Raw genomic sequence first — 19956 nt, forward strand, 5'->3', positions numbered from 1 at the left:
CACGCGGCTTATAGTCAATAATATTGATTCAGAAAAGAGAGAAATCTGAACAAATTACCCCATTCTCTGCCCGCGGATCGTCATATTGCTGGTCTGCGCCAGTGACATCCCTCGAGTCTCCGGGGCAAACGCTACGGAAATCAACAAGCCAAACAGCGAGATACCCGCCCCCATTAGCATCGTGTTACTGATACCGTAATTATTGATAAAGATCGGCAGTGCCCAGGTCGAAACAATGGTGCCAATACGACTTAAGGACATAATCACGCCCACGGCAGAGGCGCGGATATCTGTCGGGAAGAGTTCATTAGGATAGAGCCACTGCAAATTACCCGGCCCGCCAGAGAAAAAGGCATACACCGCAAAGGCCATCACTACCAGCCAGATCCCCATATCCGGGATCAGCCCCAAAACCGCCAGCGCCAGCGTCATCATGGCAAAGCTGCCAATCAACAATGGACGCCGTCCGGCAGTGTTTAACCACAGCATCGGCGGAATACAGCCGAGCATAAAGAACAGGCTAATCACCACGTTCCCCAGCGCCGCGTTTTTGCCAACACCCAATCCCAACAAACCAACGATTTGCGGGCCAAAGGTGTAAATGGCGAACATTGGGATCACCTGGCAGGTCCAGATGGCGGCAACAAACAGAACAAAAGGAAAATGGCGGCGATTAAACAGATCGCGAAAACGGGTTTGCTGCGGCTGCTCTTCATCGAAAGCCACCGGTTCGCCAAACAGTTTTATCATCATCTCTTCGCACTCTTTTACTCGCCCTTTGCGTAATAACCAGCGGGGAGATTCAGGCAGTTCGAATCGACCAATCAAAATCAACAAACAGGGGATCGCCGCGCTACCCAGCATCCAGCGCCAGCCGCCTTCCACATCATAAAGCCAGTAGCCGACCAGATCGGCGCAGGTCGCGCCGACATACCACATGGCGGCGATAAAGCTGATGGAAAATGCCCGCTGACGGGTACTGGAGAACTCGGTGATCATTGAGGTGGCGATGGGATAATCTGCACCGATGACAATGCCGATAAGTACCCGCATCACCAACAGTTCGACGGGGGATGAAACAAACATCGTCGCCACCGATATCACGCCGATGGCGATGATATCAATGAGGAACATTTTTCGCCGTCCGACTTTATCGGAAATATAGCCAAACAGCGATGTGCCAACGAACAGCCCGGCGAGCGTTCCCGCGCCCAACAAGCCAATCCAGTCAGCGTCCAGTTTTAGCGCCGGAGTCAGTTGCTCCAGCGCCACGCCAATCATTACCAGTACATAACCATCCAGAAACGGACCACCGCTTCCCCACAGCAAAATGCGGCGGTGAATTGAGGAGAATTTGAGATCGTCAAAGTTTCTGGACGGTTGCATGGGTTATTCCTGTTTTTTTGCAATGAGAGTCAGTACGGCGTTACGTATCAAACCAACATCAGCCGTAACGGAACTCCACACCAAAGGTGCCGCGCGGGTATTCCCACTGTTCCAGCGCCGACCCCAGCCCCAGAATGCGACAGGTGCCGCACTCCAGACATCCGGCGTAATCGAAGCGCACACTGCCGTCATCCTGCTTCTTGTACAGACCTGCGGGGCACGCTTTCACCAGCAGCTCCAGCGCCTGTTTATCAGCATCGGCCTTCACAACAATGTGCGGATGCTCTTCATCGACATTGAATTTATTGACGCCCAGTTTGACGTCCACATTGACGGGAGAAGTCATAAAACGGTCACTCCTTTCATGCCATCCTTGATTAGATTGATGAAGCCCACTTTCTTGCCATGGCGGAGGATTTTCTTGCGCATCAGTTCCGGCGCGCTGCCATCAATGGTGAACAGGTCACGCGCCACACCCACCGCCAGCTCCGGGTAGCCGCTAAACATGCGTGGGTTATCAAGGAACGCCGGTAGTTTCTGATACATACGCATATCGCGCAGCGGACCACTCTCAAGATGCTGACGATATTCCGCCAGTTTTTGCTTACTGAAATCGTCGCTTTTCATCGCTGAAAGCACGGTTTTTGCTGCGGCTTCCCCGGCGGCAATCGCCAGATCCATACCGCGAATGGTAAAACCGAGATTCATACACATTCCGGCGGCATCACCGGCAATCAATACGCCGTCACCAACCAACTCCGGCAGCATGTTGATGCCTGCTTCCGGCACTACGTGAGCGGAATATTCCACCAGCTTGCCGCCCGCGATCAGCGGTGCCACTGCCGGATGCTGTTTGAAATCTTCCAGCATTTGCGGCACCGATTTTTTTGCGTCATGCAGATGATGCAGACCACAAACCAGCCCCAGCGACAGGGTATTTTCATTGGTATAAAGGAAGCCGCCGCCCATCAGGCCATCGGTGGGTGATCCCGCAAACAGACAAGCCGCGCCCTGATTACCCTGCAACTGAAAACGGTCTTCGATTACCGACTTCGGTAACTCGATCAGTTCCTTCACGCCAACCGCCACATCCGTCGGTTTAACGCGTTTTGCCATCCCCAGCTTTTCGGCAAGGATGGAGTTCACTCCATCAGCAAGGATCACCGTTTTCGCTTCAATCACATCGCCATCGGCTTCTACACCGACGACTTTGCCATCGCGCTGTACGAGGTTATCGACGCGGATCCCGGTAATTAACTGCGCGCCCGCTTCTTCGGCCTGCTCCATCAGCCAGGCATCAAATTTACTGCGCAAAACGGAGTAAGAACGCTGGGATGGCGAGGTTTCGTCACCATTGCAGTAGTCCATAGTCATCGCTGACTTTTCCGTCATAAACGCGAGTTTTTCATGGGTGATCAGGCGTTCTACGGGGGCGGAGTCGGCGAAACCAGGAATAATGTGTTCCAGGCTGTGGGCATAGAGACGCCCGCCGGTGACGTTCTTGGCACCTGCGGAATTGCCACGCTCGATAACTAACACTTGCGCCCCTTCGCGGGCGAGCACCAGTGCGGCAACCGAACCGGCAAGCCCAGCACCGACGATGATGGCGTCAAAGATATCTTCGGACATAAGAGCTCCCTGTCAGCGGCAGGGCCAAAATGCAGCCCTGCCAGAGTGGATCAACGCGCTAAAGCTGCGGTCAGCGCCGGAAGGATCTTCACGGCGTCACCAACAATGCCGTAATCCGCGTACTGGAAGATCGGCGCATTTTTATCTTTATTGATGGCGAAAATGGTTTGCGATGCATTAGCACCAACCATGTGCTGAATCTGCCCGGAGATCCCCACCGCCAGGTACAGTTCAGGTTTCAGCATCAGGTTGGAGATACCGACATAGCGTTCGTGCTCCATCCATTTTTCGTTTTCCGCCACCGGACGAGAACAGGCCAACTCCGCACCTATCGCCTTGCAAAGCTGTTCTGCCAGCGCAATGTTCTCTTTGCTGCCAATACCGCGACCGACGCTGACCACCAGACGGGCTTTGTCGAGATCGACGCTGTTGCTCTGGCGCGCCTGGGTTGCCGTGCGGGTAATCGCCACAGCCGGAGCCTGCCACTCCACGGTGTGCGTTTCGCCAGTGCGTGACGCGTCTGGCTGAGCCGCATCGAACGTGCCGCTGCTGATGGTCAGTACCGCATACGGCGTGGCAATGCGTTCTTCGCCAATCGCCAGACCACCGTAAACCATGTGTTTCACTGTCGCTTTACCGTCCTGTACGCTGACGGTGCTGGCATCGTTAGACACCGCCGCTTTAAGGCGATAACCCAGTTTTGCCGCCAGTAATTTGCCGCGACGGGTGTTTGGCAGCAGCACCAGGCCGTCTGCGCCGTGCTGGCGAATAGTGTCAGCCATGACACCGGCGTAATCTTCGATCATCCGATCGTCCGGTTTGCCGTTTAATTTCCAGACATGATTAGCGCCGAGCTGGATTGCCTGTGCGCCGTCGGCATCATTGAGGACAAAGGTGTTGATTTGATTAGCTAAAGCCTGCGCACCGTTCATCAGTTCCGGCAGACGAGAAGGGGTATCGCTGAATACCCAGACTTGAGAAAACGTGTTCATAGCATCCCCTGTAATTAAATGACTTTGCGAAGATTTTCAGCAAATGCGGCGATCTGTTCTTCGCCGTCGCCTTCAATCACGATGCGCTGACGTTCGCGCTGTTTCGGCGCGGCAACCTGTTGTTCTGACCAGGCTGCCTCTGCGTTAAAACCAATATCCGCCGCCGACCATACCTGGACGGGCTTTTTCGCCGCGCCGAGAATGGCTTTCATCGAAGGAATTTGTGGGGAATTGATATCAGTGGAAACAGCAACAACCGCAGGCAGCGGAATGCTTAAGGTTTCGGTTTCATCTTCCAGTTCGCGCTCAACGGTGAGGGTATCTGCAGTCAGGGAGATAATTTTGCTGACGCCGTTAACTGCCGGAATATTGAGGATTTCGCCCACCAGCAGACCAACCTGCTGGGCATAAAGGTCGGAAGAACCATCGCCACAGAGGATCAAATCAAAGCCTGCTTTCTGGGCGGCTGCAGCCAGTGCGCTCGCCGTTTGTTGCGGCAGTGCCTGCTCGAACTGGTCATCAATCACCACAATCAGTTCATCCGGGCCGCGCGATAGCACATCTTTACGCCCTTTGGCGTTGGTCAGGGCTTTACCGCCCACACTTAAGGCCGTCACCTGCGCCTCTGCTGCCTGTTGCTTTAGCTGGCAAGCCGCTTCAATAGCGTTCAGATCGTATTGGCTTATTTTGGCATCGGCTTTGCTGAAGTCTAATGAACCATCAGCATTATTGACCGCAATATCCTGTTCATCAGGCACGCACTTATAGCAAGTAATAATCTTCATTGCATCTCCAGAAATCATGAAGGAAACGTCGTTCATATCGGTGGTGTTAATTACAGATATCACGCCCTTTAATTTGGAAATAAAACTTTAATCACCAATATTGAAAATGTCACACGCAGATAAATCCAACTTTCAATATTGTTAAGTTCCTCACCAATATTGAAAACATGGCGTAGAAAAAAGAAATTTTCAATATTGCTTTATGGATCACCAATATTGAAATTCAGATGCTATTTTTTTACTCACAACACAACATAACAAACTGATTAATAATCAAAATTAACGAGAAAATCGCCCTCTATTCACCCGAAACAAAAATGTGATAACAATCACAGAATGCAGCTTATTGAATACCCATTATGAGTTAGCCATTAACGCGTCCACGAGGTTAATAATAATTATATCAAATGTTAACAAAAATAAAACAAACGGGAACGCAAAATAAATATTCGTTTTCACAGTGGAATTAACTCATGAAGAATGAAAAGAGAAAAACGGGAATAGAACCGAAGGTTTTCTTTCCGCCGTTAATAATCGTCGGCATACTTTGTTGGCTTACAGTCAGAGATCTGGATGCAGCGAATGTCGTTATTAATGCTGTATTCAGTTACGTCACCAATGTATGGGGATGGGCATTTGAATGGTATATGGTGGTGATGCTTTTCGGTTGGTTCTGGCTGGTGTTTGGCCCGTATGCCAAAAAGCGTTTAGGTAACGAACCACCTGAATTTAGTACCGCCAGTTGGATCTTTATGATGTTCGCCTCCTGTACGTCTGCTGCCGTACTGTTCTGGGGATCGATTGAGATCTACTACTACATCTCCACCCCGCCGTTTGGCTTAGAACCGAACTCGACAGGGGCGAAAGAGTTGGGGCTGGCTTACAGCTTGTTCCACTGGGGACCTCTGCCGTGGGCCACTTACAGCTTCCTTTCAGTCGCCTTCGCTTACTTCTTCTTTGTCCGCAAAATGGAAGTGATTCGCCCCAGCTCGACACTGGTGCCGCTGGTAGGTGAAAAACACGCCAAAGGGTTGTTCGGCACTATCGTCGACAACTTCTATCTCGTCGCCTTGATCTTCGCGATGGGTACCAGTCTGGGCCTTGCCACGCCGCTGGTGACCGAGTGTATGCAATGGTTGTTTGGCATTCCGCATACCCTGCAACTGGACGCTATCATCATTACCTGCTGGATTATCCTCAACGCCATTTGCGTCGCTTGCGGTCTGCAAAAAGGGGTACGTATCGCCAGTGACGTGCGTAGTTACCTGAGCTTCCTGATGCTGGGTTGGGTGTTCATTGTCAGCGGTGCCAGCTTCATCATGAACTACTTCACCGATTCGGTGGGGATGTTGCTGATGTATCTGCCGCGCATGTTGTTCTATACCGATCCCATCGCTAAAGGCGGCTTCCCGCAGGGCTGGACCGTGTTCTACTGGGCATGGTGGGTGATTTATGCTATCCAGATGAGTATCTTCCTCGCCCGCATCTCCCGTGGTCGTACTGTGCGTGAACTGTGCTTCGGCATGGTGCTGGGGCTGACAGCGTCAACCTGGATCCTGTGGACTGTACTCGGTAGTAACACTCTGCTGTTGATAGATAAAAACATTATCAACATTCCAAATCTGATCGAACAGTACGGTGTGCCGCGCGCCATTATCGAAACCTGGGCCGCTCTGCCACTCAGCACCGCCACCATGTGGGGCTTCTTCATCCTCTGCTTTATTGCCACCGTTACGCTGGTTAACGCCTGCTCTTATACCCTGGCGATGTCCACTTGCCGCGAAGTACGCGATGGTGAAGAACCACCGCTGCTGGTGCGTATCGGTTGGTCAATTCTGGTTGGCATTATCGGTATTGTTTTGCTGGCGCTCGGCGGCCTGAAACCGATTCAAACTGCCATTATCGCCGGAGGATGCCCGCTGTTCTTCGTCAACATTATGGTGACGCTCTCCTTTATTAAAGACGCGAAACAGAACTGGAAAGATTAATTAACCCCCAAAATATCAAGAGGTTGAAAGATGGATTTTAATTTAAATGATGAGCAGGAACTGTTTGTCGCCGGTATCCGCGAACTGATGGCCAGCGAAAACTGGGAGGCCTATTTTGCCGAGTGCGACCGTGACAGCGTCTACCCGGAACGTTTTGTCAAAGCACTGGCGGATATGGGTATCGACAGTCTGCTGATCCCTGAAGAGCACGGTGGTCTGGACGCGGGGTTTGTTACTCTCGCCGCCGTGTGGATGGAGCTGGGACGTCTGGGGGCACCAACCTATGTGCTGTACCAGTTGCCGGGCGGGTTCAACACCTTCCTGCGCGAAGGCACACAAGAGCAGATCGACAAGATTATGGCTTTCCGCGGCACCGGTAAGCAGATGTGGAACTCAGCGATTACCGAACCGGGCGCGGGCTCCGACGTGGGTAGCCTGAAAACGACTTATACCCGTAGAAATGGTAAGATTTATCTTAATGGTAGTAAGTGTTTTATTACCAGCAGCGCCTACACCCCGTACATCGTGGTGATGGCGCGCGACGGGGCTTCTCCGGACAAACCTGTCTACACCGAATGGTTTGTTGATATGAGCAAACCGGGCATCAAAGTGACCAAACTTGAAAAGCTCGGTCTGCGTATGGATAGCTGCTGTGAAATCACCTTTGACGACGTGGAACTGGACGAGAAAGACATGTTCGGTCGGGAAGGTAACGGCTTTAACCGCGTCAAAGAAGAGTTCGATCATGAACGTTTCCTGGTAGCTCTCACCAACTACGGTACGGCGATGTGCGCCTTTGAAGATGCGGCGCGCTACGCCAACCAGCGCGTGCAGTTTGGCGAGGCTATTGGCCGTTTCCAGTTGATTCAGGAAAAATTCGCCCACATGGCGATCAAATTAAACTCCATGAAAAACATGCTGTATGAAGCAGCGTGGAAAGCAGACAACGGCACCATCACCTCTGGCGATGCAGCGATGTGCAAATACTTCTGCGCCAATGCGGCATTTGAAGTGGTGGATAGCGCAATGCAGGTGCTGGGCGGTGTCGGGATTGCGGGCAACCACCGCATCAGCCGCTTCTGGCGTGACCTGCGTGTAGACCGCGTCTCCGGGGGATCTGACGAAATGCAGATCCTGACGCTGGGTCGCGCGGTGCTGAAGCAATACCGCTAAGTCCGTGCGCTGCCTGATGCGACGCTAATGCGTCTTATCAGGCCTACGGGAGCACGAATGTAGGCCGGATAAAGCGTTTACGCCGCATCCGGCAGTCATGCGCTACATAAATTTTTCAGGAGCTAATAATGGATCATCTACCCATGCCGAAATTCGGGCCGTTGGCCGGATTGCGCGTTGTCTTCTCCGGTATCGAAATCGCCGGGCCGTTCGCCGGGCAAATGTTCGCAGAATGGGGTGCGGAAGTTATCTGGATCGAGAACGTCGCCTGGGCCGACACCATTCGCGTTCAACCGAACTACCCGCAGCTCTCCCGCCGCAATTTGCACGCGCTGTCGTTAAATATTTTCAAAGATGAAGGCCGCGAAGCGTTTCTGAAATTAATGGAAACCACCGATATCTTCATCGAAGCCAGCAAAGGTCCGGCCTTTGCCCGTCGTGGCATTACCGATGAAGTACTGTGGCAGCACAACCCGAAACTGGTTATCGCTCACCTGTCCGGTTTTGGTCAGTACGGCACCGAGGAGTACACCAATCTTCCGGCCTATAACACCATCGCCCAGGCCTTCAGTGGTTACCTGATTCAGAACGGTGATGTTGACCAGCCAATGCCTGCCTTCCCGTATACCGCCGATTACTTTTCTGGCCTGACCGCCACCACGGCGGCGCTGGCAGCACTGCATAAAGTGCGTGAAACCGGTAAAGGCGAAAGTATCGACATCGCCATGTATGAAGTGATGCTGCGTATGGGCCAGTACTTCATGATGGATTACTTCAACGGCGGCGAAATGTGCCCGCGCATGAGCAAAGGTAAAGATCCCTACTACGCCGGTTGCGGTCTGTATAAATGTGCCGACGGCTACATCGTGATGGAACTGGTGGGCATTACCCAAATTGAAGAGTGCTTTAAAGATATTGGCCTCGCACATCTACTCGGTACGCCGGAAATCCCGGAAGGCACTCAGCTTATCCACCGTATCGAATGCCCTTACGGCCCACTGGTAGAAGAAAAACTCGATGCCTGGCTGGCGGCACATACCATCGCAGAAGTTAAAGAACGCTTTGCCGAACTGAATATCGCCTGTGCCAAAGTACTGACCGTACCGGAACTGGAAAGCAATCCACAGTATGTGGCCCGTGAATCAATCACTCAGTGGCAAACGATGGATGGTCGCACCTGCAAAGGGCCGAACATCATGCCGAAATTCAAAAATAACCCCGGACAAATCTGGCGCGGAATGCCCTCACATGGCATGGACACGGCTGCCATTTTGAAAAATATCGGCTACAGCGAAAACGACATTCAGGAGTTGGTCAGCAAAGGTCTGGCCAAAGTTGAGGACTAAACGCGTGGCGTCAGTCGGCTTGCCTGACTAGCGCCCGCCCAATAACAAACGAACAAAAATGGATAGAGGTGCAATGGATATCATTGGCGGACAACATCTACGTCAAATGTGGGACGATCTTGCGGACGTTTACGGTCATAAAACGGCGCTGATTTGTGAATCCAGCGGCGGAGTCGTTAACCGGTATAGTTATCTTGAGTTAAATCAGGAGATTAACCGCACGGCAAACCTGTTTTATACGCTGGGGATTCGCAAAGGCGACAAGGTTGCACTACATCTCGACAACTGCCCGGAATTTATCTTTTGCTGGTTCGGGCTGGCAAAAATTGGCGCGATTATGGTGCCGATTAACGCCCGCCTGTTACGCGAGGAAAGCGCGTGGATCCTGCAAAATAGCCAGGCGTGCCTGCTGGTGACCAGTGCGCAATTCTATCCTATGTATCAACAGATTCAGCAGGAAGATGCCACTCAATTGCGGCACATTTGCCTGACAGATGTGGCACTTCCCGCTGATGATGGCGTGAGTTCGTTTACTCAACTGAAAAATCAACAACCTGCCACCTTGTGCTATGCACCGCCGCTATCGACTGACGATACGGCGGAAATTCTCTTCACCTCCGGCACCACCTCCCGACCGAAAGGTGTGGTGATTACCCATTACAACCTGCGCTTCGCTGGATATTACTCCGCCTGGCAGTGTGCACTGCGTGACGATGACGTCTACCTGACGGTAATGCCTGCGTTTCATATCGATTGCCAGTGTACTGCGGCGATGGCGGCGTTTTCTGCCGGGGCCACCTTTGTGCTGGTCGAGAAATACAGCGCCCGCGCCTTCTGGGGACAGGTGCAGAAGTACCGCGCCACCATTACCGAATGTATTCCGATGATGATCCGTACGTTGATGGTGCAGCCGCCTTCAGCGAACGATCGGCAACACCGCCTGCGGGAAGTGATGTTTTATCTCAACTTGTCGGAGCAGGAAAAAGATGCGTTTTGTGAACGCTTCGGCGTTCGCTTGCTGACGTCTTATGGGATGACGGAAACCATTGTGGGCATTATCGGCGATCGCCCTGGCGATAAACGACGCTGGCCGTCGATTGGTCGAGCGGGGTTTTGCTACGAAGCGGAGATCCGCGACGATCACAATCGCCCGCTCCCGGCAGGTGAGATCGGTGAAATCTGTATTAAAGGCGTACCAGGGAAAACCATCTTCAAAGAGTATTTTCTCAACCCGAAAGCCACTGCAAAAGTGCTGGAAGCTGATGGCTGGCTGCATACCGGCGATACCGGATACCGCGACGAAGAAGGCTTTTTTTATTTCGTCGATCGCCGCTGCAATATGATCAAACGCGGTGGCGAGAATGTCTCCTGCGTGGAGCTGGAAAATATCATCGCCACCCATCCGAAAATTCAGGACATCGTGGTTGTGGGTATTAAAGATTCGATTCGCGATGAAGCCATCAAAGCATTTGTGGTGCTGAATGAAGGTGAAACATTGAGCGAAGAGGAATTTTTCCGCTTCTGCGAACAAAATATGGCGAAATTTAAAGTGCCCTCTTATCTGGAGATCAGAAAAGATCTGCCACGTAATTGCTCGGGGAAAATAATTAGAAAGAATCTGAAATAAATGAAACAGCAGGGAATTACCCTGCCAGCTAATAATCACGTTCTAAAACAATATGCATTTTTTGCAGGGATGTTGTCGTCCCTGAAAAAGCAAAAATGGAGAAAAGGAATGAGTGAATCATTACATCTGACCCGCAATGGATCAATTCTGGAAATTACCCTTGATCGTCCAAAAGCGAATGCTATTGATGCAAAAACCAGCTTTGAAATGGGCGAAGTATTTCTAAATTTCCGTGACGATCCGCAATTACGTGTCGCCATTATTACCGGTGCCGGAGAGAAATTCTTTTCCGCAGGCTGGGATTTAAAAGCAGCAGCAGAAGGCGAAGCACCGGATGCTGACTTTGGTCCGGGTGGTTTTGCGGGCTTAACCGAAATTTTCAATCTGGATAAACCGGTCATCGCAGCCGTGAACGGCTACGCCTTTGGCGGCGGCTTTGAACTGGCACTGGCGGCAGATTTTATTGTCTGTGCCGATAACGCCAGCTTCGCCCTGCCGGAAGCCAAACTGGGCATCGTTCCTGACAGCGGCGGCGTGCTGCGTCTGCCGAAGATCCTGCCGCCTGCCATCGTCAATGAAATGGTGATGACCGGCAGACGAATGGGCGCAGAAGAGGCGCTGCGTTGGGGGATAGTCAACCGCGTGGTTAGCCAAGCGGAACTGATGGATAACGCCCGCGAACTGGCGCAGCAGCTGGTTAACAGCGCCCCGCTGGCGATTGCGGCGCTGAAAGAGATCTACCGCACCACCAGCGAAATGCCGGTAGAAGAAGCGTATCGCTATATTCGCAGCGGCGTGTTGAAACACTATCCGTCGGTTCTGCATTCGGAGGATGCCATTGAAGGGCCGCTGGCGTTTGCCGAGAAGCGCGATCCAGTGTGGAAAGGACGTTAACAACCGTGAGCTATTACACCTTTGAGGGGTTAATTCCGGTTGTTCACCCGACGGCGTTTGTCCATCCCAGTGCCGTCTTGATTGGCGATGTGATTGTGGGAGCCGGTGTCTACATCGGCCCACTCGCCTCACTGCGTGGTGACTACGGGCGGTTGATCGTGCAAGCGGGAGCCAATATTCAGGATGGCTGCATTATGCATGGCTACTGCGACACTGACACCATCGTTGGGGAAAACGGCCATATCGGGCACGGAGCGATCCTGCATGGTTGTGTGATTGGTCGCGATGCATTGGTCGGGATGAACAGCGTGATTATGGATGGCGCGGTCATTGGCGAAGAGAGCATTGTTGCCGCCATGAGCTTTGTCAAAGCGGGCTTTAGCGGCGAGAAACGCCAGTTGTTGATGGGTACGCCAGCCCGCGCTGTACGCAGTGTTAGTGACGACGAGTTACACTGGAAACGGTTGAATACCAAAGAGTATCAGGATCTTGTCGGGCGCTGTCATGCATCGTTACATGAAACGCAGCCACTGAGGCAAATGGAGGAAAATCGCCCCCGTTTGCAGGGGACGACGGATGTGACGCCGAAACGGTGATGTTGCCGGATGCGGCGTAAACGCCTTATCCGACCTGGCTGGAAAGCAACCGTAAGCCGGATAAGATGCGCCAGCATCGCATCCAGCAACCAGGCTGCGTGGTATCAACGAAATGACATTAACGACGCATACTCTTTGACAACATCATCTGCCACTTCTGCTCGCGGTTAAGTTCCGTGAGCGGAACGGCAGGAATACGCGGCGTCTTTCTTACGCCAACTAATTTTTCCCGACTGTTATTGCGCAGGCGCGCGTAAATTTGCTCATCGATATCGACCACTTTAACCAGTCGCTGACACTGGCATCCCCGCCCTTCCAGCTTATTAGGGATCATCTTAACTTCGCAGCTTATTTCTGTGACTTCCGACAGAATATAAGTCAGGGTATTAACCGCCTTGCTGTGTTCAATATCGAAATGAATAGAGATCTCTCTTGCTATCACCCACCGATTTTCAGCCATCATCCATTCGGCGATTAACAAGTAGAGTGGTTTTTCAACATATCCTTCACACATACGAACTCCAGTTTCACAAATTAAAAGTCTGGCTATGACTCGTTTTGAAGCAATTAAACAAGGCCATATTAAAATTGTGGATATATCGATAGTATGCAACTTCACCGTCGATAAGTGTGAGCTAAATCCTGCTTATGTCATCAAAAATATCGATTCCCCAAAAGATTTACTTAATGGGCAAAAAAACGGTCCTCATCAGAGAACCGTATTAGTTATTCGATCAAATTAGCGGATGAAAAATATCCGCCATGACACGCTATTATTTGATCTGCGCGTGCATTTCCTGCACCGAAATTACTTTTTCGGTCGCATCAGCATTCAGCGCCATCGCGGTAGCGAAACCGCCGTTCAGGGTGGTGTCGTAATGCACTTTATATTGCAGCGCACTGCGACGGATCACGCGGGAGTCTTCAATCGCGCGACGGCCTGAGGTGGTGTTGATGATGTAGGTATATTCGCCATTCTTAATACGGTCCTGAATGTGCGGACGGCCTTCATGCACCTTGTTTACCAGACGCGGATTGATACCCGCTTCGCCCAGCACAATCGCCGTGCCGTGCGTCGCATCCAGCTCGAAGCCCTGTTTCAGCAATTTTGCCGCCAGGTCCACCACGCGTTCTTTATCGCCTTCGCGCACGGAAAGCAGCGCACGACCGTGTTTCTTCATGGTGGAGTTGCTGCCCAGCTGCGCTTTGGCAAACGCTTCAGCGAAGGTGCGGCCCACGCCCATCACTTCCCCGGTGGAGCGCATTTCTGGCCCTAACAGCGGGTCAACACCCGGGAATTTATTGAACGGCAGCACCACTTCTTTCACCGAGTAGTACGGCGGGATAACTTCTTTGGTTACGCCCTGCTCAGCCAGCGATTTGCCAGCCATCACACGCGCCGCCACTTTTGCCAGCGGTACGCCGGTGGCTTTGGAGACGAACGGAACGGTACGCGCCGCACGCGGGTTAACTTCAATCAGGTAGACTTCGTTGTTTTTCACCGCAAACTGCACGTTCATCAGACCGCGCACCTGCAATTCGAAGGCCAGTTTCTGCACCTGCTGGCGCATCACATCCTGAATTTCCTGACTTAAGGTGTAGGCTGGCAGAGAACATGCGGAGTCACCGGAGTGCACGCCCGCCTGCTCGATGTGCTCCATGATGCCGCCAATCAGCACCATTTCGCCGTCGCAGATGGCATCCACGTCAACTTCTACCGCGTCATCAAGGAAGTGATCCAGCAACACTGGCGCATCGTTAGACACGCTGACCGCCGTCTGGAAGTAGCGACGCAGGTCAGCTTCGTCATAGACGATTTCCATCGCCCGACCGCCGAGAACGTAAGACGGACGTACCACCAGCGGGTAGCCAATCTCTTTCGCCTTCTCTACCGCCATTTCAATAGCGGTAACGGTGGCGTTCGCCGGTTGTTTCAGTTTCAGACGCTCAACCGCATGCTGGAAGCGTTCACGGTCTTCTGCACGGTCGATAGCATCCGGGCTGGTGCCGATAACCGGTACGCCAGCAGCTTCCAGCGCGCGCGCCAGTTTCAGCGGGGTCTGACCGCCGTACTGAACGATAACGCCTTTCGGCTTCTCAATACGCACGATTTCTAGCACATCTTCCAGAGTTACCGGCTCGAAGTAGAGGCGATCGGAAGTGTCGTAGTCGGTGGAGACGGTTTCCGGGTTACAGTTAACCATAATGGTTTCGTAACCGTCTTCGCGCAGCGCCAGCGAGGCGTGTACACAGCAGTAGTCGAATTCGATACCCTGACCGATACGGTTCGGGCCGCCGCCGAGAACCATGATTTTTTCACGGTCGGTAGACGGATTCGCTTCGCACTCTTCTTCATAAGTGGAGTACATGTAAGCGGTGTCGGTGGCGAACTCTGCCGCACAGGTATCCACGCGCTTATAAACCGGGTGCAGGTCATACTGGTCGCGCAGCTTGCGGATTTCCGCTTCGCGCACGCCCGCCAGTTTTGCCAGACGCGCATCGGCAAAGCCTTTGCGTTTCAGCTGGCGCAGGAATTCAGCGTTCAGGCCAGTGATGCCCACTTCCGCTACTTTCTCTTCCAGACGCACCAGTTCTTCAATCTGTACCAGGAACCAGCGGTCAATATTGGTCAGGTTGAACACGCCGTCCACAGACAGGCCCGCACGGAAGGCATCGGCGATGTACCAGATACGCTCTGCGCCAGCATCTTTCAGTTCGCGACGGATTTTGGTTAACGCTTCCGGGTCATCGAGGCTCACTTTCGGGTCGAATCCAGTCGCACCGACTTCCAGGCCGCGCAGCGCTTTTTGCAGGGATTCCTGCTGCGTGCGACCAATCGCCATCACTTCGCCAACCGATTTCATCTGAGTGGTCAGACGGTCGTTAGCACCAGCGAATTTTTCGAAGTTGAAGCGAGGAATTTTAGTAACCACATAGTCGATGGACGGCTCGAAGGAGGCCGGAGTACGTCCGCCAGTGATGTCGTTCATCAGTTCGTCGAGGGTGTAACCCACCGCCAGTTTCGCCGCCACTTTAGCAATCGGGAAACCGGTCGCTTTCGACGCCAGCGCCGAAGAACGGGACACGCGTGGGTTCATTTCGATAACAATCAGGCGACCGTTTTTCGGGTTCACCGCAAACTGGACATTGGAACCACCGGTTTCAACGCCGATTTCACGCAGCACCGCCATCGAGGCGTTACGCATGATTTGATATTCTTTGTCGGTCAGCGTTTGGGCTGGCGCGACAGTGATGGAGTCACCGGTATGGATGCCCATCGCATCAAAGTTTTCGATAGAGCAGACGATGATGCAGTTGTCGTTTTTATCACGCACCACTTCCATCTCGTACTCTTTCCAGCCGATCAGCGACTCATCAATCAGCAGCTCTTTGGTTGGGGAGAGATCCAGACCGCGGGCGCAAATTTCTTCAAACTCTTCGCGGTTATAAGCGATACCGCCGCCGCTACCGCCCATGGTAAAGGATGGGCGAATAATGCACGGGAAGCCCACGTCAGCGGCAACCGCCAGCGCTTCTTCCATCGTGTGTGCGATACCGGAACGCGCGGTTTCCAGACCAATTTTCTTCATCGCTACGTCGAAACGACGGCGGTCTTCTGCTTTATCAATCGCATCGGCGGTCGCACCAATCATAGTCACGCCGAACTCTTCCAACACGCCCTGACGCTCCAGCTCCAGCGCGCAGTTCAGCGCCGTCTGACCGCCCATCGTTGGCAGCACCGCGTCCGGGCGCTCTTTTTCAATAATCTTGCGTACTACTTCCCAGTGAATCGGCTCGATGTAGGTCGCATCGGCCATTTCCGGGTCGGTCATGATGGTCGCCGGGTTGGAGTTCACCAGAATGACGCGGTAACCCTCTTCGCGCAGGGCTTTACATGCTTGCGCGCCAGAGTAGTCAAACTCACACGCCTGACCGATAACAATCGGGCCCGCACCCAGAATCAGGATACTTTTTATATCTGTACGTTTTGGCATGGCTCTTTTACTCCTGATTACTTAGCGGTTTTACGGTACTGCTCAATTAACTCGATAAAGTGGTCGAACAACGGCGCTGCGTCGTGTGGCCCAGGGCTGGCTTCCGGGTGACCCTGGAAGCTGAACGCCGGTTTATCAGTGCGATGAATGCCCTGTAACGTACCGTCGAACAGGGATTTATGCGTGACACGCAGGTTTGCAGGTAATGTTGCTTCATCCACCGCAAAACCGTGGTTCTGGGCGGTGATCATCACCACGTTTTTCTCCACATCTTTAACCGGATGGTTGCCGCCGTGGTGACCAAATTTCATTTTGACAGTCTTCGCACCGCTCGCCAGCGCCAGCAGCTGATGACCGAGGCAGATGCCGAATACCGGAATATCGGTTTCGAGGAATTTCTGGATGGCGGTAATGGCGTAATCGCACGGGGCCGGGTCGCCAGGACCGTTGGAGAGGAAGATGCCGTCTGGATTCATTTTCAGCACATCTTCCGCAGAAGTTTGCGCCGGAACGATGGTCAGGCGACAGCCTCTATCCACCAGCATCCGCAGGATGTTGCGCTTGGCACCAAAATCATAAGCCACGACGTGGAACGGCAGCTCGTCTTCTTTTTTCGCTTCTGGCAGGCCGCCGGTCAACGTCCAGCTCCCTTGTGTCCAGCTATAGGCTTCTGCGGTGGTCACTTCTTTTGCCAGATCCATGCCATTCAGACCTGGGAACGCGCGGGCTTTTTCTAACGCCAACGCCGCATCCGGGTTATCGCCTGCGATAATGCAGCCATTCTGTGCGCCTTTCTCGCGCAGTAAACGCGTCAGCTTACGGGTATCGATATCGGCAATCGCCACGATGTTATGGCGCTTCAGGTAAGAAGAGAGGTCTTCGGTATTACGGAAGTTGCTGGCAATCAGCGGCAGGTCGCGAATCACCAGACCTTGTGCATGTACCTGAGAAGATTCTTCATCGGCGTCATTAGTGCCGACATTGCCAATATGGGGATAAGTAAGAGTAACGATTTGACGAGAATAGGAAGGATCAGTGAGGATTTCTTGATAACCGGTCATTGAAGTATTGAAAACGACTTCCCCAACCGCCGAACCTGTTGCCCCTATGGCCCGACCGTGAAACTGGGTTCCGTCTTCCAGAACCAATAGCGCTGACTTAATCAAAACACCCTCCAGAGAATATTCACTCACTTTATTTGCATATTAATTCACAATGATGACGTAAATCAATGCAAATCTGCTTACCGACGAATTTCTGGCAAACGGCGGCATTCTGGAGATATGGGCGCTAAAAGTCAACTTAATGGCGGTATTTTTTATATTATTTTGTGGCTCATGCATGTTTTACAGGCATTAAGCGATAAAAAGATCATATAACCTGTTCTGGAAAACGCTTGCGCAGCAAGAAGATTGCATGAAATAAAAACGAGCAGGAAAAAGTGGACCAAATGGTCAAAATTTACATTAAAACAACAAAAACAGAAGACAAAACATGTAATTTTTGGCACTTATAGAATATTTAAAAACATAACACTAAAAATAAAAGGGCCAAAAATTAAAGCCCTTTACAATCAATAAATTAAATGTGTTATTTTTGCACAATAACAAATATTTTGTGGTTACAAACTATTGAGATCAAGCACATCTCGCATATCAAAAAGACCACTTTCCTTACCACTCAACCACAAAGCCGATCTTACCGCGCCGTTAGCAAATGTCATGCGGCTGGACGCCTTATGGGTGATCTCCAGACGCTCGCCAATATCGGCAAACATCGCGGTATGTTCGCCAACGATGTCACCTGCACGCACGGTGGCAAAACCAATGGTGCCAGGCACACGTTCACCGGTGTGGCCTTCACGACTGTAGACCGCGCAATCTTTCAGATCTTTATCAAGGGCGTGGGCGATCGCCTCTCCCATTGCCAGTGCGGTGCCTGACGGCGCATCAACTTTATGTCTATGATGTGCTTCAATAATTTCGATATCGGTGTAGTCACCCATCACTTTGGCTGCTTTCTCCAGCAGCTTAAGCATGACGTTAACGCCAACGCTAAAATTGGCGGCAAAGACAATCGCAATATCGGCGGCGGCGTCACGAATCGCCTGTTTACCGGCTTCGTCAAACCCCGTAGTGCCGATCACCATCCCTTTGCCATGCTGGCGACAAAAAGCGAGATGGTTCAGCGTACCTTCCGGACGGGTAAAATCGATAAACACATCAAAATCATCTTTTACCGCATCGAGGCTGCTTTGCACGGTAACGCCTGTTTTCCCTGCACCAGCCAGCTCACCGGCGTCGCTGCCCAGTAAAGAAGATCCTTCGCGCTCCAGCGCCGCGCCCAGCTGCACGCCTTCTAATGCCAGCGCCGCCTGAATCAACTGGCGGCCCATACGCCCCCCGGCTCCCGCGATGGCAACGCGGATGTTTGCATCATGCATAGCTATTCTCTTTTGTTAATTTGCATAGACCGTTTTCAGAGTAACCAGCGCATCGCTACGCCGCCAGCCAAAAACGCTGATAATTAGAAATTAATGATAAACAGGGAGGGATATCAGTGAAAGGCATGAGTCGATGAATGACTGCATGCCGATAACATGTGACAGGTTACGACGCCAGAGCCAGCACCTCAGCCACCCACTGCTGGAAGCCTTTCACATCCAGATCCAATGCCACCTTTACATTGGCTGGTTTGCCCAGGCAACCGTCGATATCAACCACCGTCGTGCCTGAGGTAAATTCGCCCTGAGTTTCCACTGCCACAAAACACGGTTTAAGAGTGAACAATTCCGGGCGCACCAGCCAGGCAATAGCGCAAAGATCGTGCATACGCAGTCCACTTTGCATACTGCCGCTACGGTAGTGGCTAAACAGGGCGTGGAGCATTTTTCCGGTGCGATTCAACTCCGGCAAAGTAGCGAGATAGTCAGGGGTTAATATTGCCTGATTGGTGACATCCAGACCGCACATGACGATTTCGATGCCGCTACGGAAGACACAGGCAGCCGCTTCTGGATCGGCAGCGATATTAAACTCGGCGTTTGGTGTGCAGTTGCCGCGACCAGCAGAACCGCCCATGATCACCAGACGACGAATATACGGTTTACATTCCGGGCATTGTGAAAGTAACAGCGCAATATTGGTTAACGGGCCGATGGCCACCAGGGTAACGGGCTCTGGTGCACGCATCAGGGCATCCCGAATCGCCAGAAACGCTGGTATCCCGATTGGCTTTCGGTTGTGCTCAACAAAGTCGTAGCCAGCCATTCCCGATTCGCCGTGCACAGATGCCGCATCACGCGGTGCGCGTACCAGCGGCACAGCGGCCCCTTGGGCGAGCGGAATCTCCGCATTCCAGAAATGCAGCAGTTGCAGGGCATTGCGGGTAGTTTTCTCAACCGAGACATTACCCGCGACGGTGGTCATCAGTTGCAGGTCGAGTTCGGGTGCAAAAATCGCGGCGGCAATGGCGACGGCATCGTCAATGCCGGGGTCAGTATCGAGGAAGATAGGTAAACGCATGTTTTCTCCATAAAAAATGCC

Annotated in this window: 16 protein-coding genes; 6 read left to right on the forward strand and 10 right to left on the reverse strand. The window is 52.4% G+C overall.

All coding sequences use genetic code 11. From position 1 onward, the window contains the following. Nucleotides 1-54: 54 nt before the first annotated feature. From E0D98_RS01975 to E0D98_RS01995, 5 genes are read right to left on the reverse strand one after another with little or no spacing between them, the layout of a single operon-like run. Nucleotides 55-1386, reverse strand: a complete 1332-nt coding sequence (locus tag E0D98_RS01975) for an MFS transporter (protein ID WP_001183198.1) — start codon at nt 1384-1386, stop codon at nt 55-57. Between the two features lie 58 nt (nt 1387-1444). Continuing rightward, nucleotides 1445-1732 (reverse strand): ferredoxin-like protein FixX, encoded by a 288-nt coding sequence (fixX, locus tag E0D98_RS01980; protein ID WP_000203741.1) that lies wholly within the window; start codon nt 1730-1732, stop codon nt 1445-1447. After that, nucleotides 1729-3015, reverse strand: a complete 1287-nt coding sequence (locus E0D98_RS01985) for an FAD-dependent oxidoreductase (RefSeq protein ID WP_001287715.1) — start codon at nt 3013-3015, stop codon at nt 1729-1731. Before E0D98_RS01985 ends, fixX begins: the two co-directional genes overlap by 4 nt. Nucleotides 3016-3065: 50 nt before the next feature. Continuing rightward, on the reverse strand, nt 3066-4007 hold the full coding sequence (locus E0D98_RS01990; RefSeq protein ID WP_001091499.1) for an electron transfer flavoprotein subunit alpha/FixB family protein: 942 nt from the start codon (nt 4005-4007) through the stop codon (nt 3066-3068). 14 nt (nt 4008-4021) lie between these two features. Continuing rightward, complete coding sequence (locus tag E0D98_RS01995) at nt 4022-4792, reverse strand: electron transfer flavoprotein FixA (protein ID WP_000692204.1); 771 nt, start codon at nt 4790-4792, stop codon at nt 4022-4024. A 473-nt stretch (nt 4793-5265) separates the two neighbouring features. Between E0D98_RS01995 and caiT the strand changes: the two genes are divergently transcribed. The 6 genes from caiT to caiE all read left to right on the forward strand — a co-directional run bounded on the left by caiT (nt 5266) and on the right by caiE (nt 12416). Further along, nucleotides 5266-6780, forward strand: a complete 1515-nt coding sequence (gene caiT, locus E0D98_RS02000; protein WP_000787107.1) for an L-carnitine/gamma-butyrobetaine antiporter — start codon at nt 5266-5268, stop codon at nt 6778-6780. A gap of 30 nt (nt 6781-6810) precedes the next feature. After that, nucleotides 6811-7953, forward strand: coding sequence for a crotonobetainyl-CoA dehydrogenase (gene caiA, locus E0D98_RS02005; RefSeq protein ID WP_000347117.1), 1143 nt, complete (start codon nt 6811-6813; stop codon nt 7951-7953). Between the two features lie 128 nt (nt 7954-8081). Continuing rightward, the gene (gene caiB, locus E0D98_RS02010; protein ID WP_000349932.1) at nt 8082-9299 is read left to right on the forward strand and encodes an L-carnitine CoA-transferase; all 1218 of its coding nucleotides are present in this window, start codon (nt 8082-8084) and stop codon (nt 9297-9299) included. A 73-nt stretch (nt 9300-9372) separates the two neighbouring features. Then, complete coding sequence (caiC, locus tag E0D98_RS02015) at nt 9373-10926, forward strand: crotonobetaine/carnitine-CoA ligase (protein WP_001352635.1); 1554 nt, start codon at nt 9373-9375, stop codon at nt 10924-10926. 108 nt (nt 10927-11034) lie between these two features. Next, complete coding sequence (gene caiD, locus E0D98_RS02020) at nt 11035-11820, forward strand: crotonobetainyl-CoA hydratase (RefSeq protein WP_001295419.1); 786 nt, start codon at nt 11035-11037, stop codon at nt 11818-11820. A 5-nt stretch (nt 11821-11825) separates the two neighbouring features. Continuing rightward, nucleotides 11826-12416, forward strand: coding sequence for a carnitine operon protein CaiE (gene caiE, locus E0D98_RS02025; protein WP_000122933.1), 591 nt, complete (start codon nt 11826-11828; stop codon nt 12414-12416). A 118-nt stretch (nt 12417-12534) separates the two neighbouring features. On the opposite strand, the gene caiF is transcribed toward caiE, so the two are convergent. The 5 genes from caiF to rihC form a co-directional block, all read right to left on the reverse strand. Beyond that, nucleotides 12535-12930 (reverse strand): carnitine metabolism transcriptional regulator CaiF, encoded by a 396-nt coding sequence (gene caiF, locus E0D98_RS02030; RefSeq protein WP_000333125.1) that lies wholly within the window; start codon nt 12928-12930, stop codon nt 12535-12537. A gap of 259 nt (nt 12931-13189) precedes the next feature. Beyond that, nucleotides 13190-16411: a carbamoyl-phosphate synthase large subunit gene (carB, locus tag E0D98_RS02035; protein ID WP_001126376.1), complete on the reverse strand. Its 3222-nt coding sequence runs from the start codon at nt 16409-16411 to the stop codon at nt 13190-13192. Between the two features lie 17 nt (nt 16412-16428). Next, nucleotides 16429-17577: a glutamine-hydrolyzing carbamoyl-phosphate synthase small subunit gene (gene carA / locus E0D98_RS02040; protein WP_000597260.1), complete on the reverse strand. Its 1149-nt coding sequence runs from the start codon at nt 17575-17577 to the stop codon at nt 16429-16431. A gap of 455 nt (nt 17578-18032) precedes the next feature. Next, nucleotides 18033-18854: a 4-hydroxy-tetrahydrodipicolinate reductase gene (gene dapB / locus E0D98_RS02045; protein ID WP_000543605.1), complete on the reverse strand. Its 822-nt coding sequence runs from the start codon at nt 18852-18854 to the stop codon at nt 18033-18035. Between the two features lie 166 nt (nt 18855-19020). Beyond that, on the reverse strand, nt 19021-19935 hold the full coding sequence (rihC, locus tag E0D98_RS02050; RefSeq protein WP_001239116.1) for a ribonucleoside hydrolase RihC: 915 nt from the start codon (nt 19933-19935) through the stop codon (nt 19021-19023). Nucleotides 19936-19956: the final 21 nt, after the last annotated feature.

The sequence above is a fragment of the Escherichia sp. KCJ4928 genome (assembly GCF_004352695.1).
Classification (GTDB): Bacteria; Pseudomonadota; Gammaproteobacteria; order Enterobacterales; family Enterobacteriaceae; genus ECMA0423.

Bases quoted from the DNA above. Each gene is read 5' to 3' on its own strand.
- E0D98_RS01975 (WP_001183198.1), bottom strand. From the start codon at position 1,386: ATGCAACCGTCCAGAAACTTTGACGATCTCAAATTCTCCTCAATTCAC.
- fixX (WP_000203741.1), bottom strand. From the start codon at position 1,732: ATGACTTCTCCCGTCAATGTGGACGTCAAACTGGGCGTCAATAAATTC.
- E0D98_RS01985 (WP_001287715.1), bottom strand. From the start codon at position 3,015: ATGTCCGAAGATATCTTTGACGCCATCATCGTCGGTGCTGGGCTTGCC.
- E0D98_RS01990 (WP_001091499.1), bottom strand. From the start codon at position 4,007: ATGAACACGTTTTCTCAAGTCTGGGTATTCAGCGATACCCCTTCTCGT.
- E0D98_RS01995 (WP_000692204.1), bottom strand. From the start codon at position 4,792: ATGAAGATTATTACTTGCTATAAGTGCGTGCCTGATGAACAGGATATT.
- caiT (WP_000787107.1), top strand. From the start codon at position 5,266: ATGAAGAATGAAAAGAGAAAAACGGGAATAGAACCGAAGGTTTTCTTT.
- caiA (WP_000347117.1), top strand. From the start codon at position 6,811: ATGGATTTTAATTTAAATGATGAGCAGGAACTGTTTGTCGCCGGTATC.
- caiB (WP_000349932.1), top strand. From the start codon at position 8,082: ATGGATCATCTACCCATGCCGAAATTCGGGCCGTTGGCCGGATTGCGC.
- caiC (WP_001352635.1), top strand. From the start codon at position 9,373: ATGGATATCATTGGCGGACAACATCTACGTCAAATGTGGGACGATCTT.
- caiD (WP_001295419.1), top strand. From the start codon at position 11,035: ATGAGTGAATCATTACATCTGACCCGCAATGGATCAATTCTGGAAATT.
- caiF (WP_000333125.1), bottom strand. From the start codon at position 12,930: ATGTGTGAAGGATATGTTGAAAAACCACTCTACTTGTTAATCGCCGAA.
- carB (WP_001126376.1), bottom strand. From the start codon at position 16,411: ATGCCAAAACGTACAGATATAAAAAGTATCCTGATTCTGGGTGCGGGC.
- dapB (WP_000543605.1), bottom strand. From the start codon at position 18,854: ATGCATGATGCAAACATCCGCGTTGCCATCGCGGGAGCCGGGGGGCGT.
- rihC (WP_001239116.1), bottom strand. From the start codon at position 19,935: ATGCGTTTACCTATCTTCCTCGATACTGACCCCGGCATTGACGATGCC.